Here is a 12,515-nt window from a genome sequence, read left to right on the forward strand (position 1 = left end):
CGTATGTTTAATATTATTTAACATACAATATAGCTCAAAAACTCCTTTTGCCAACTCCCGTAAAGTCTTTTTCCGGGGGGTAATTTGCTTGACCGGACGGGGGTCAATTTAAATGATTTTCCGGGGGTCAATTTATCTGGTCAACCGGGGGGCAAATTCACTGAGTTTTTCCACCATGTAAACCGGGGAATAAACTTGTAGGCTATTAGCAATATTCCTAATCCTGATAAAGTCGGCTGCGCTGAAGTTTAATTCTCTGCTATGGTTGGCTATTTTGCAATGTAGGTATGCCGCTGATTTTTTAATATTGTCAATATAGCGATATAAGATTTTATCAATCAATGATACCCAGTTGGAATGACATCCACCAGCAAGCTCAACCTTGATTGACTGAGCTTGTCGGTAAATGTCATCTATGGATTTCTTGCGTAAAGTCATCATGTGAATTTCAGCCCGGATAGGGTGATTGCGTTGATACGTCGTTTCCAGCCCTTGATGAATTTCTTCTGGCTCGGCTTTCTGCGCACGATGCCATCCACGAAATTGATGCGGGCTTCGTAAATCTTCGTGAATAGTTCCGCTTCGTTGGCTGCGTTGACTGCGGCTATCGTCTTTGGGCCGACAATTCCGTCCTGTGTCACGCCGAGAAGCCTCTGCGGTATCTTGATGCCGTTCACGCCGCTTGCCCACACCCAATCGACGAGGTTGTTCGCAAGGGCTTGGCTTTTGATTTCATCGGCTTTCCATCTGTCCCAGAAAAGCGTCTTGAGTACGTCGCGCCAACGCTTGTATGTGATGTTACGCAGGCTGAACACCGTAGGTACGGGATAGCCTTTCCGCTTGCAGTACGCCTTGTAGGTCGCTATCGTGATACCGCACATGGTCGCGCCGCCGGCATCGTCGGGGTCATTTGCGAAGCCCGTCTTTTTCGCCTGCTCAAATATCTGTTCGGGAGGAAGTGAAAGATAGCGTTTGTTTACGCCGGCTTCAAAGTAAAGGATGAACGGGATGATTTCTTCAATCTTTGCCATATTCTTGTAGTGTTAGGGTTGGTTATTTACCGCCGCCAAGTGCGCCTCTGACACCGCTTGACTTTCCGCGTAGTGCAAGATGCGCGTTTCGGTCATCCATCATCTTGTCGTAATCATTATACGACCTCACGCGCCCAAGGTCAATCTTCCTGTCAGCGTTGTAAGCCCGCATGACACCGGCAAGACTGCCCGGCAGCGTCATCGCCACGACATGAGAGGGTCTGCGCATACCGGGATTGGCCTGCGCCGTGCGTTGGAAAACAGGATTATATTGCGGGTCAAAGGTCATTTTGCCGTGAGCCTTTGCGCCGAATCTTCCGTACATGTTGTGAAGTGAACTGCGGCCATCCGAGAAAGCATAACAATCCAGTTTGCGACCACCATTAGCGACCGCAAACGGTATGATTTTTGCCATTGCGCCTCGTTTTCCGCTGGTGGAGAATACAGACACTACATCCCCATCGCGTTTTATCGCTACACCTGTCTTTCCGTCCGGAGTAAGAAAGCATCGCATCCGCTTGTATTCGCTTTTGCTATGCAGGTCAACCATCCAGCCGTTCCTGCCTTGCGATGCCTTGCCGCGTCTTATAGCCTTTGTAAAAGCCGACGCGGATACGCGGTACATCGGCTCTTCAAGGTGAGGTACGCCCTTTCCCTTGAGTGCCTTTGTGACTCTCGCGTTATAATCTGTCTTACGTGGCTTTTTAACTCGCTATCAGTCGTAAATACTTACATATTCGACATAATCCTCAATCGACTCGCCATTGCGCAGAAGTTCAAGGATAGTTCCGTCAGAAAGGTTGTCGTAAAACTCCTTTTTGGCATCGCGTCGTGCCTGTTCTTTATCCCAGCCATACTCATCGGCAAGAGCCATGAATTTATCGACCATCGCCTTGCGCGTGGCCATGATGTCTTCATCGCTGAATGTGCGGTACTTGGCCGCGATAACGTCTGCAAGCTGCGCGTAGTCATAATTCTCCGCGTCGTTGCTTTGCAGATATTTCTTCGCATCTTCCGTGGAGATGTTAAGGTTGACCTCCTGCCCGATGGCCTCGTCACTGATAACACGCTTGCCGTCGCCGGTCATGCGTGTCGCCAGTTCAGCCGCGAGCCTGTTGCGAAAATCCGCAACCTCCGCGTCGGTTATGCTGCTTAAAAATCGGTAGTTCATATCTCTGTTGTCAGTGTCTGTATAATATGCAAAGTTAAACAAAATTCTTTAATTGCGCAATACTAAATTAAAGAATAAAGTTAAATTTTTGCGTTAATCTTCATCATCGCCAAATTCCAATTTGTTTACAAATTCTTCGCCGTTGATGTACTTGGCCATAGGGTCGAAGCCGTAATCTTCCATGAAGCGGACTTTCTCGCTCGGTGTCTTGAAGCTGATGACTACATAGGACAACATGCCGCCGTCCTTGTTCACGTCGTTCTGACTTGCGATGCGGTCTTTGATTTTCTGCACTTCGTTGTGGCGGGCTATCTGGTTGGCCTCGCTATCCTGATAAAAATCCGCGCTGCGGTCGAGCTTGTGATTCTCGCCGCTTTCCTTTGTCATTTCATCGTGGATTGCAAGGTCTTCACGCTCGCCGACAACATCGCCCTTTGACCAGTCTTTGCTTTCCGTGGGTTCGCCCGGCGCGTCAGCATCGCCGCCATCCGTGGCATCTTCGCCATCGTCGCCGAACATGTCGCCCATATCATAGTCGCCGAAATCGCCAAGACCGAGGAGCTGCATATCGGTATCGTCGAAGCCGGCATTGGTATAGTCTATTCCTTGAAGAAGCTCGCGCAGCATATCATCGTCGTATGTACCCTGCACGGCTCGGTTGTTCATAAAGAGGTTCTGCTCTTTTTCCGTCTTATCGTCAAAGTCAACGACCTCAACACGAAATTCGTAATCGTTTGCGCCCGTTTCCGCATCGTAGCGGTTAACGGCATCCATGATGCTTACTTTCTGATGACCGGATACAAGATTGCCGGAGCGCATGTTCCAGACCACGCCACCCAGCAGGCCGACGGTCTGTAAATTTTTCTTGAGCTTTTTTCGCGCCTCGTCACTGATGGTACGTGGATTGTAGGAAGCAAAATTGATTTCGCTTCGCTTGACGGTGCGCTGTTCTGCCTGTTTGATTTTGTTCGGCTTCATACTTCGTCTGATTCTTCTGATTCGGTTTCTATGCGCTTGATTATTTCCATGACCTCTTTCTCCTGACCGTATGGCAGTATGCCGTTTTCATAGTCGAAGATGAGTTTTTCGCAAAAGGGAAATTCGCGGATGGTGCGCTCGTAGTCGAGGGGGAAACGTTTCCGAAGCACAAGCAAGGAGCGCAAGTCGATGCCAAAGCCCTGACTTACATCTTTGGGGTTATAGACAAAGGGCTTGATAAGATTCCGCATTTCGATATAGCGAAGCACCTCCTTGTTCGTCCAGACGGCAAGGGGGTAAACCATTCCTTTGTCGGTCATGTACGTGCCGTTGCGCTTCTTGAAAGTCAAAAGGCGCATACGCTTCATGTAGCCGTCAACGCCTTTCATTCCGCTGAACGCCCATTTGATGCCGGTTTCCTGTCTGACCTCCTCCTCAAGCTCGCCTACCTTTCGGGGCTTGATGCTTGGGTCGCCCTCGCCATCCTGAAAGAATCCGAAGCGGTCGTAATAGTCGCGCTGATAGTGCTGAATCTGGCGAACCTCAACGTTGGGGTATTTCCGTACCGCCCATTGCAGATAGGGCTTCACATGGTCAAGACCCGGCACGAGCCACATGTAATAGCAGATAACCTTTTTGAAAACCGGGGCTAACATATCAAGCAAAGCGATGCCGTCCTTTCCGCCGGCTGAATAATATAAAACGGCAGTATCCGTCTGTTGACGGATACGCCGAATTATTGACATGGTTTCTGCGTACTTGTTTACATTCTGCGTTGCCATGATTTAGGGTTTAGCCGGTTGTTCCACCAGCGGCGCGGATTTGGTCAGCAAAGGCTGCGCGGAGGTCAGCGCGACGCTGTTCACGATTTCCGAGCTGGCTACGACCAGCAACTACGCCCGCAGGGGTGCGACGGGCTACGAGTCGGCCACCGGCACCGGCACCGTTCATGTTCCGACGGGGGCCATAGTTGTTATCAATTCTACGTCTAACTCACTTATAGTGTTAAAGGGTTAATGATTATTCGTTGATGTTGGCGGTTTCAAGAACCTTTCCGAGGGTGTACCATACCTGACAAACATAGTACACTTCGCCATTCTCTTCAAAGGTCAAATCATTGCCGTCTTCGTCGGTCAGTACGACAAATTCAGCCGATACGACCTCCACGGTCAGACGGGGCGCATCCTTGCGGCGACCATTGATAAGGGTGAGGGCATCGTAGTGAACCGGTGTTACAACCGTGATGGCTTCGCCGTTTTCATCAGTCTTGTCTTCTTCGATGACATACTTCTTGGCGTTATTGGGATACACGTTCCGATGCTCGACTTTCTGCTCGCCTTTCAGAATTGCCTGAAAGCACTTTTTGTCAATTTGTAGGGTTAACTTTTTCATTGATTTTGTTTGTAAGTGATTTTATTTGTAGCGGGTGTCGGACTCGAACCGACGACCTCCAGCAAGTTAAACTGGCGAGCTTCCAACTGCTCCAACCCGCGATGTTTTACGATGCTAAATTACTGTTATTTCCGCATCGCAAAACATTTCGGTGTCGTTCTCTTACGACCTATTACACAAAGTCGTAAATAGGTCTTTTTCCGTCAGTCATCCCAAACAGCGAGGGTTGTCAGACCGATGCCTTTGCACTTGATTCCCTTGTCGATAAATTCAAGCATCGCGGCAAATGCCTCTTCAAAGCTATTGTATTTAATCGTTCTCATGGTTCTGCTGCTTAATCGTTGGGGTGATGTTTGGCGATATACCGCGCCGTGGCTTTATTGACCTCGTTGTCAATTCGCCATTGCGGTGCGTTGGCTTCTTCGCCCTCGCCGATGATATTGTCGATGATGCCGGCAAGTTCATCCATCTGCGCCTCGGTCATCCATTCCGGTAGTTCCTGACTTGTTGCCATAGCTTTCGGATTTTATTTGTTGGGGATTGTGATTGTGTTTACACTGCCATCGCGGTGCGTGATTTCAACCGCCTCCAAATCTTTGCAGTCAGTTATGGGGCAAAGTGGCTCTTCGTAGTCAGCCGTCAAGAGATAGATTGCGCTAATGTCGTTGCTATCTTCTAATTCTATATTGCCGTAGCGACGGCCATTCTGGTCTTCATACACGCGATAGCTCCAGTCGTTAACGCCGATATATTTAAGTTTGAGTATCATTGCTTTTGTGGGTGTTAGGGCGGGCAAGCCATGCCATCTAATGACCGGCTCGCCCGTCGATGTTGTTTAGTATGCCATTTCGTTTTCGCGTTTCACTTGAGCAAGTGTGGTCTTGCCGTTGTTGAAATACATGTCGCGTTCAACGCGCAAGCCAAAGCGACCGCGCACGTTTTGAAGCTGCGATAGTGTGAAGTAGCCAAGCTCGCTATCCAAGCCCTCTACATAGCCAAAGAACATGTAGTCGCCGTTGGCCTGCTTTTCTGCTTCTGTGACGTACCATGTGAAGCCGCTACCCGGCAGAAAGAATTTTGCGATTACTACCGCATCGTTGCCTTTGCCATCCTGCGAATACATGGGATATTTTGCAAAGGTCTTTTCAAGTGCTTTTGTTATCAGTTTCATGCCTTTTACTTTTATTGGTGTTATTGATTACGATGCAAAGTTAAAGTAAATAATTTAATCCACCAAATAACAATATAAGTTTTTGCTTTGTCTTAACACTATTTAACATAGTGAATACTTTAATTGTATTCCTCTTTTGTTAACTTTGCAAACAGTTTACTTTAACCCGAAAAATAGGAAATGGAGAACAGAATCAGAGAGCGCATCATTGAAGCCGGTGTGACGCAGAAAGACCTTGCGGAAAGACTGGGCATGACCACCGTAGGTCTTAATCAGCTTATCCGTGGCACGATGCCCAAAGTTGAAACCTTTGTGAAGATTGCCGAAGCCCTCGGTGTTCCGGCATGGAGTCTGCTCTTGTCAGATGAAGAGCTTGACGCTATCCGTGCCACCGCGCCGAATAAAGAAAGACCTGCGGACGAGTTCCTTTGCCCCAAATGCGGAGCGCAGCTTAAAGTTGTTCCCGTCGATGGAGAATAAGTTTGAAAAGGCACTGATGGATTACGGCAGTCAGATTTTGACCGTCATTTTCCAATACGCCTTATCCACTGAACGATACGAGGATTGCGCCGTCATTAAGGGACTTTTTGACAAGTATCATCTTGACCTTAATCAAAGCATGGAAGAATATCAGTCGTACTTCTGGCGACTGGGTATGTCGGGGCGCACCGCTATCGCCAATATGGATGCTTATCTTTCCGAGGCGTTAGCGATGGTAGGCTATCCGGCAGATGCTATCAAGATGCCGGCGTATTCCGCTATTTAGTCAGTAACAATGAGTTTATCTTCAAGAGTATTCAGAACCTCTTGGAAAATAAGGTCAACGTCGCGTCTGAAATCCGCATAAGCGTGATATTGCACGATAAGACCCGCGCAGTTGTCGGATATTGGGGTGCTTGTAGTCAAGCCGAACAATTCCGACACTTTTTTTCGTAATCCCATGCGCATCCTGTCGCCGGCGAGTGCTTTCGGCGAATAGAGATACAACACGACCATGAGAAATTTCTTGCGGTTGCGGACGCTTGTGGCTTCATCCGGGCATCCGCGACGTTGGAACACACGTTTGTATGCTTCGTAGATTGCTGGTAGTAGAGCAAGGTCATCAAGAATCGGCTCGCCCAATTCTTTCATTACATCGGAAAGCTCGCTCACTTTTTCTCGCAGCTTCTTCAACGCTGCTACCTTTCCAATGTTGATTTTTGCACTTTCGTTCATCTTGGCAGTAGGGGTGATATTTGGTTTATAATTCCCTTTCTGCGCACACCCTTTAGCCTTTCAAAGCACAAAGTTACGACTTTTTTCTGATAGTACGTTATACGTGCGCGGAAAATAATGTGTAACACCCTCTTTCATGGTAAATTGGCTGATTGAAAATAACAACTCAACAGCCATGCCATATTTAGCATTTGACGTAGATGCGGATTACTCCGAACTGATACGTTTACAACAGGAAATCGCAAAGACCAAGACCCAAATTCAGAATTTTAGGCCGGGGCAGGCCGGCGCGTCGATTGATGCACTGAACAAGAAACTCGCCGAAAGCACGGCGCGTTATCGTCAGCTTGCACAGGCCGCAATGCGCAGTGGTGCGGAAATGGAATTTGGCATCAAGAAAAACCTCAGTGGAATATTTACCGAGGTCAACGGCATACAGGACTTACTGACGCGACCGATGATGGCCGTGGGCGGTCTTGCCGGCGTGTATGGTCTGGGTGAGTTCCTTACCAAAATCACAAGCATACGCGGTCAGTTCCAGCAGATGAACGCATCTATCGAAACGATGATTGGCAAGCGTAAGGGCGAGAAGCTGAACGCCGAATTACAGGAGTTTGCCAAAATATCGCCGCTTGAATTTGCACCTACTGTTTCCACTGCACAGATGATGCTCGGCTTCGGCATCGACGCTGACAAAGTTCCGCGATACTTGCAGGCTATCGGCGATATTGCTATGGGCGATACCCGCCGCTTTCAGTCGCTTTCGCTCGCGTTTTCCCAGATGTCGGCAGCAGGCAAGCTGATGGGTCAGGACTTGATGCAGATGGTAAACGCCGGCTTTCAGCCGTTGCAGGTTATCTCTGAAAAGACCGGCAAGTCTATCGGTGCGCTCAAGGAAGAAATGTCGCAAGGCAAGATTTCAGCCGAGATGGTTCAGCAGGCATTTCTTGACGCTACAAGCGAGGGCGGCAAATACTACAAGATGTCGGAAACGGCATCGAAGACCATACCGGGTGCAATCGCCAAGCTGAATGACTCGATGGACTTGATGTTTAATGACATGGGTCAGAATATGGAGGGTGCGCTTGTGGGCGTTATTGACGCGGCTTCCACTATTGTTGACAATATCGGCAGAATCATTCCGGTACTCGCCACCGCTGCGGCGGCTTTCGGTGTTTACAAGACCTCCGTGATGCTTTCCAATTTCGCAGCCAAGCAATCCGTTATCGACGCTTCAAAGGGCATCGTGGATGGCTTCAATGCCGAACTTGCCAAGATACAGGAAATGCAGAACGCCAAGATGATGGAGGGTTACGACGATGACATACGCAAGGCTCTTGAGGAAGGGTCTATCGACCAGACGTATGCCGACTCAATCCAGCAGGGGCGTTTATGGCAGCAGGAACAGCAGCGCATCGCCGAGAATGAACGCCGTATCGCAGAAGAGGCGCAGAAGACCTATGAAACGCACCTCAAGGACATGCAGACCCAGCGCGAAGAAGCCGGGCGTGGCCTTGATGCCGACATCAACGACTCCAATGCCAACGGAATAATCACGAATGATACCGCTGAACGCTTGCAGAATGAGCGCGACTATGCACAGGCACTCGTTGATACAAAGCAGGCGGCACTTGAAAGCGCGAACATGCAGAAAGCCGCAAGCGACCAACTTGTAGAAGCTGCGGAAAGGCGCGTTGAGTCTGCAAAAGAACTGATGGAGATGGCAGAAGCCGCCGGCGATGCCGACGATAAGAAAGCCGCCGCCGAAGAATACATGGCGACAGTAGAGGAGCAGGCTTCCGCTATAACCGCCCAGCAGTCAGCAGCCGAGGGTATAAACACAGCAGAAAAGGAACTGAATGGCGCGATTACCGCACAGCAAGCCGTGCAGAAACAGACCGCCACAGCCGCCGTCATTGGAGAAACAACCGCAACCACCGCCAATACTGCGGCCACAAACGTAAATACCGCCGCAACCAGTCGCGGCACAATCGTGACCGCACTTGCCACGGCAAAGGATAAAGCATTGACCATCGGAAAGTATGCGCTGACTGCGGCCACCAACGCCTGCAAGAACGCATGGAATAGCCTCAAGGTCGCTTTTATGACCAATCCCTTCGGCATGATAATTACCGCCCTGACAACCGTCATCGGTCTATTTATGTCGTTTAAGGACGAAGCTGAGGAATCATCCGCTATGTCTGAAAGATTTGGCGAATCCACGTTGAAGCTGAAAAACAACATCGATACGCTATACGCCGTAATGAACTCCGTGAACAAGGATAGCCGGGTACACAAGGATGCCGTAGAGGAGCTTATCAAGATGGCGGAAGAATACGGTATCCACATCGACAAGGAAAGGGATAAGATTGAGCAGTTAAATGAAGCCCGTGCGCAGCTTAACCAACTGATTCTGGCAGAGGGCGAAGCACGACAGACCGCCAATCGTCTTGCAACTATTCAGGAAGAAAAGGATGCCGCCACTACATCTTTCAAGGATGAAATGAAAGAAATCATTGAAAACGATTCATCCGGGGAAGCTGCCGAAGTATCCAAGATTATGGCCGACACCATAGCAAGTACGGTGGAAAACAAAAAGGCTGAACTTACTGAAATGGTCAAACTCCTTGAGGATGCTGAAAAGGAATATGCCGCTAATGTAACCTATACCGAGAATGGTCAAAAGATTGAAAACGCAGCCGCTGTAAAGGCACGTCAAGAAATTGCCCGCTTGCAGACGGAAATTGCCCAAACCGCAAACATGGATGCAAAGGCACTGGCGAAACAGATGGGATTTGCCGAGCAGTATGTTCTTGACATCAAGGATACATCCAAACTTGTTTCCGAGCTTATTAACAAAACCAATACGCTTGATAAACTGACCGAGAAGACGCAAGCCCAAGCAAATGCCGCTGCGGATGCCGCTGAACGTGCGGCTGCGGCACAGCCGGAAATTGATTATTCCACCTTTGATTCCAAGAAATTGACCGAGGAGCTGACAAAGGTATCGAAAGAGGTTGATGAAATCAATGCAAAACCGGTCAAACCTTTGGCAGACCCTATCAACATACATGAACTTTTTGAAGCCGCCGAACAAACGGAAGGCAAGATTGGCGATGTCGATGAATCGTCAGCTACGCCGACAACCGACAACACTGCGCTGGATGAAACGTCGGTTAAGGCAGCGCAAGCGGAAGACAAGATGAAAGACGTTGACAACGCCGTAGCCACGCCTTACATTGACACCAAATATCTTGATATTGCACTAAATACACTTGACAAAATCAAGATTACGCTCCGTGATGTGGGCGGTCAGGTCTTGAATACGACCGGCGCAGAACGTCAGACCTTGCAGAATCTTCTTGCCAAGTATGGAAAGAACGGCAAAATCACTCCCGGCACAAAGATGGCAAAAGCCGATTTGGATGCCTATAACGCGATTGTACGGAACGCCCGTCTACGAAGCAATTTCAAGATGGGCGGCAAGAACTACCATCTTAATTCCGAGCAGTCGGCACTATTGCAGCAGTTTATTGACCGTTATGGTACGCAGTTGGGCGAGGGTGCAATGTCTGATGTTGATAAGCGATTGTATCGTCAGTTAAAAAACGACTTAATGGTGGGCGAATACAACCGAAATAAAGGCAATCAGAGTCAGGCTATGCAGTCTATCAAGACCGCCCTTGAAAGCCAGATTCAGAACGCCAAAACAACCGAGGAATTTTCTGAAATCCGCAAGTCCATCAACGCTCAGATGCAAAAGGTTGACCAAAGCAGTGAACTTTATAAGTATTATGAAAAGCAGTTGAAAGCCCTTGATAAAAGGGATAAGACTAAAAAGGATAAGAAAAACGGAAAGGATGACCCCAAGCAGAGAGCCTATGAACTTCGCAAGGCACAGCTTGAGGAAGAGAAGCGCACTACGGAACTTTTACAGGCTGAAAAGAATCGTCAGCGTGAACTTGAAATTGCACAGATGGAGGATAATTCCGAAAAGGAAATAGCCACCATTAAATTCACGTCTGAAAAGAAACGTCAGGCTCTTGAGGCTGAATTGAAAAAGGAAGCGTCCACTCTTGAGAAAAATGCCCTTCAAGAATGGATGAAAGGCGGTAAAGACCGCAAGGAATATCAGTATTATGCTCAATTCTCCGATACCCAGCTTGCTGAAATGCGCAAGCAATATCAGGAACAGGCAAGGGAGAATGTCGGCTATGATACCCAGCTTTCTCTTATCGCCAACAATGAGGAATCTGAATTGCAGAAAATCTATCAGACCGATGTCACTGCGATGCGTGATTATCTTAGGGAGTATGGAACATTTCAGCAGAAGAAGCTTGCCATTGCAGAAGAATATGCTGAAAAGATTCGCAATGCCCAGAATAAGGGTGAAGAATTGACTCTTACGGCCCAACGCGACACGGAAATAAGAAATCTTGAATCAAAGGCTATGACCAGTAAGATTGATTGGTATTCAGTCTTTGATAATGTCGGTGTCATTATGCGTGGTCAGCTTGAGCCACTCTATAAGCAGTTGCAGGAATATGTCAAGTCAGATGCTTTCAGAAAGTCCGGAGCTGACAATCAGCAGACGGTTATCAATGCGATGAAGAATCTTCGTACCCAACTCGGCACAACTGAATCATGGAAAGACCTTTCTTCTGCCCTTGCAGACTATCAGAACGCCCTTAATGAATTAAGGGTTGCGACTGAAAACGATACAAGGGTAAACGAGGAACTTGCAAAGTTGACCGAGGCTAAGAATACGGCTGACATCAATCTTGAAAAGGCAAGAAATAATGCAGATACAACTCCGGCTCAGTTGAAAGAATATACCGATGCCGTTGAAGCCGCTCAAGCAGCGATGGATAATTATGCCGCCACTGTCGTTGCAAACAATCAGGCTATGCAGGAGGCACAGAATCAGGTTCAAAGCAGTGGCACACTATTATCAATGACCGCTAAGAATGTGATGCAACCTGTCAGTGAAATCTATACGTTCCTCAGTGGCGCAGGTCTTTCACAGTTGGCTGAACTATGGGGCGCATTTGACCAACTTAAAGGAGGCATCGATGGACTGAAAGCACTCAAGGATATTGGGAAAGACACAAAGGAACTGAACGACGGCATGGCAGAAGCAGGTGCCGCGATAGCAAAGGAACTGCCGGCAGAACTTACCGAGGGTCTTAGTAAAGCCGGTCTTATCGGTCAGATTATTGCCGCAGTTCTTAAAATCCTTGACATCCTCAAGGATGGTGTGGGTACGCTTATATCTTCCATTCTTGATTCTGTATTCAATGCCATAAGCGGTATTATCGACAATATCCTATCTGGTGAAATCTTCAAACAGATTGGAGAAAGCCTATACAAAGGTATTCTCGGAATATTCAAGTCAGTCTTCACAATGGGTGGTCTGTTTGATTGGTGGGGTAACGGTGAAAGTGATAAGAATCTTGAAAAAGATATTGAACGCCTGACAGCAACCAATGAGGCTCTTCGTAAGGCTGTGGATAACCTTGCTACGGAAATGAGGGAAGCTGCTACTGCCGATATGGGT

At 48.2% G+C, this 12,515-nt stretch carries 13 protein-coding genes and 1 tRNA gene; 3 read left to right on the forward strand and 11 right to left on the reverse strand.

Annotated features, from left to right (window positions below; genetic code table 11):
- Window positions 1–437 precede the first annotated feature (437 nt).
- The 10 genes from C5O24_RS06965 to C5O24_RS07005 all read right to left on the reverse strand — a co-directional run bounded on the left by C5O24_RS06965 (window position 438) and on the right by C5O24_RS07005 (window position 5,743).
- Window positions 438–1,031: a glycoside hydrolase family 108 protein gene (locus C5O24_RS06965; RefSeq protein WP_107681626.1), complete on the reverse strand. Its 594-nt coding sequence runs from the start codon at window positions 1,029–1,031 to the stop codon at window positions 438–440.
- 22 nt (window positions 1,032–1,053) lie between these two features.
- Window positions 1,054–1,446 (reverse strand): hypothetical protein, encoded by a 393-nt coding sequence (locus C5O24_RS06970; RefSeq protein WP_133165489.1) that lies wholly within the window; start codon window positions 1,444–1,446, stop codon window positions 1,054–1,056.
- A gap of 300 nt (window positions 1,447–1,746) precedes the next feature.
- Window positions 1,747–2,202 carry a hypothetical protein gene (locus tag C5O24_RS06975; protein WP_107681628.1) on the reverse strand — a complete coding sequence of 152 codons (456 nt, stop codon included), beginning with the start codon at window positions 2,200–2,202 and terminating at the stop codon, window positions 1,747–1,749.
- A gap of 93 nt (window positions 2,203–2,295) precedes the next feature.
- Window positions 2,296–3,180 carry a ParB N-terminal domain-containing protein gene (locus C5O24_RS06980; RefSeq protein ID WP_107681629.1) on the reverse strand — a complete coding sequence of 295 codons (885 nt, stop codon included), beginning with the start codon at window positions 3,178–3,180 and terminating at the stop codon, window positions 2,296–2,298.
- On the reverse strand, window positions 3,177–3,962 hold the full coding sequence (locus C5O24_RS06985; protein ID WP_107681630.1) for a phosphoadenosine phosphosulfate reductase domain-containing protein: 786 nt from the start codon (window positions 3,960–3,962) through the stop codon (window positions 3,177–3,179). Before C5O24_RS06985 ends, C5O24_RS06980 begins: the two co-directional genes overlap by 4 nt.
- 238 nt (window positions 3,963–4,200) lie before the next feature.
- A complete protein-coding gene (locus tag C5O24_RS06990) occupies window positions 4,201–4,572 on the reverse strand; it encodes a hypothetical protein (RefSeq protein ID WP_107681631.1) in 372 nt (123 codons plus the stop codon).
- 28 nt (window positions 4,573–4,600) lie between these two features.
- Window positions 4,601–4,673: transfer RNA gene (locus C5O24_RS06995), tRNA-Val, on the reverse strand.
- A 233-nt stretch (window positions 4,674–4,906) separates the two neighbouring features.
- Complete coding sequence (locus C5O24_RS13790) at window positions 4,907–5,086, reverse strand: hypothetical protein (protein WP_123542710.1); 180 nt, start codon at window positions 5,084–5,086, stop codon at window positions 4,907–4,909.
- A 12-nt stretch (window positions 5,087–5,098) separates the two neighbouring features.
- On the reverse strand, window positions 5,099–5,341 hold the full coding sequence (locus tag C5O24_RS07000; RefSeq protein WP_107681632.1) for a hypothetical protein: 243 nt from the start codon (window positions 5,339–5,341) through the stop codon (window positions 5,099–5,101).
- A gap of 66 nt (window positions 5,342–5,407) precedes the next feature.
- Window positions 5,408–5,743 (reverse strand): DUF2958 domain-containing protein, encoded by a 336-nt coding sequence (locus tag C5O24_RS07005; protein ID WP_107681633.1) that lies wholly within the window; start codon window positions 5,741–5,743, stop codon window positions 5,408–5,410.
- Between the two features lie 180 nt (window positions 5,744–5,923).
- Between C5O24_RS07005 and C5O24_RS07010 the strand changes: the two genes are divergently transcribed.
- The gene (locus tag C5O24_RS07010; RefSeq protein ID WP_107681634.1) at window positions 5,924–6,223 is read left to right on the forward strand and encodes a helix-turn-helix domain-containing protein; all 300 of its coding nucleotides are present in this window, start codon (window positions 5,924–5,926) and stop codon (window positions 6,221–6,223) included.
- The gene (locus C5O24_RS07015; protein ID WP_107681635.1) at window positions 6,213–6,509 is read left to right on the forward strand and encodes a hypothetical protein; all 297 of its coding nucleotides are present in this window, start codon (window positions 6,213–6,215) and stop codon (window positions 6,507–6,509) included. The genes C5O24_RS07010 and C5O24_RS07015 overlap by 11 nt, the downstream gene beginning before the upstream one ends.
- On the opposite strand, the gene C5O24_RS07020 is transcribed toward C5O24_RS07015, so the two are convergent.
- Window positions 6,506–6,958 (reverse strand): hypothetical protein, encoded by a 453-nt coding sequence (locus tag C5O24_RS07020; RefSeq protein WP_107681636.1) that lies wholly within the window; start codon window positions 6,956–6,958, stop codon window positions 6,506–6,508. The genes C5O24_RS07015 and C5O24_RS07020 overlap by 4 nt on opposite strands.
- A 136-nt stretch (window positions 6,959–7,094) precedes the next feature.
- On the opposite strand from C5O24_RS07020, the gene C5O24_RS07025 reads away from it, so the two are divergent.
- A partial coding sequence (locus C5O24_RS07025; protein WP_153061366.1) for a tape measure protein occupies window positions 7,095–12,515 on the forward strand: 5,421 nt, incomplete at its 3' end.

This window comes from Paramuribaculum intestinale (assembly GCF_003024925.1).
In the GTDB taxonomy this organism is placed as follows: Bacteria; Bacteroidota; Bacteroidia; order Bacteroidales; family Muribaculaceae; genus Paramuribaculum; species Paramuribaculum intestinale.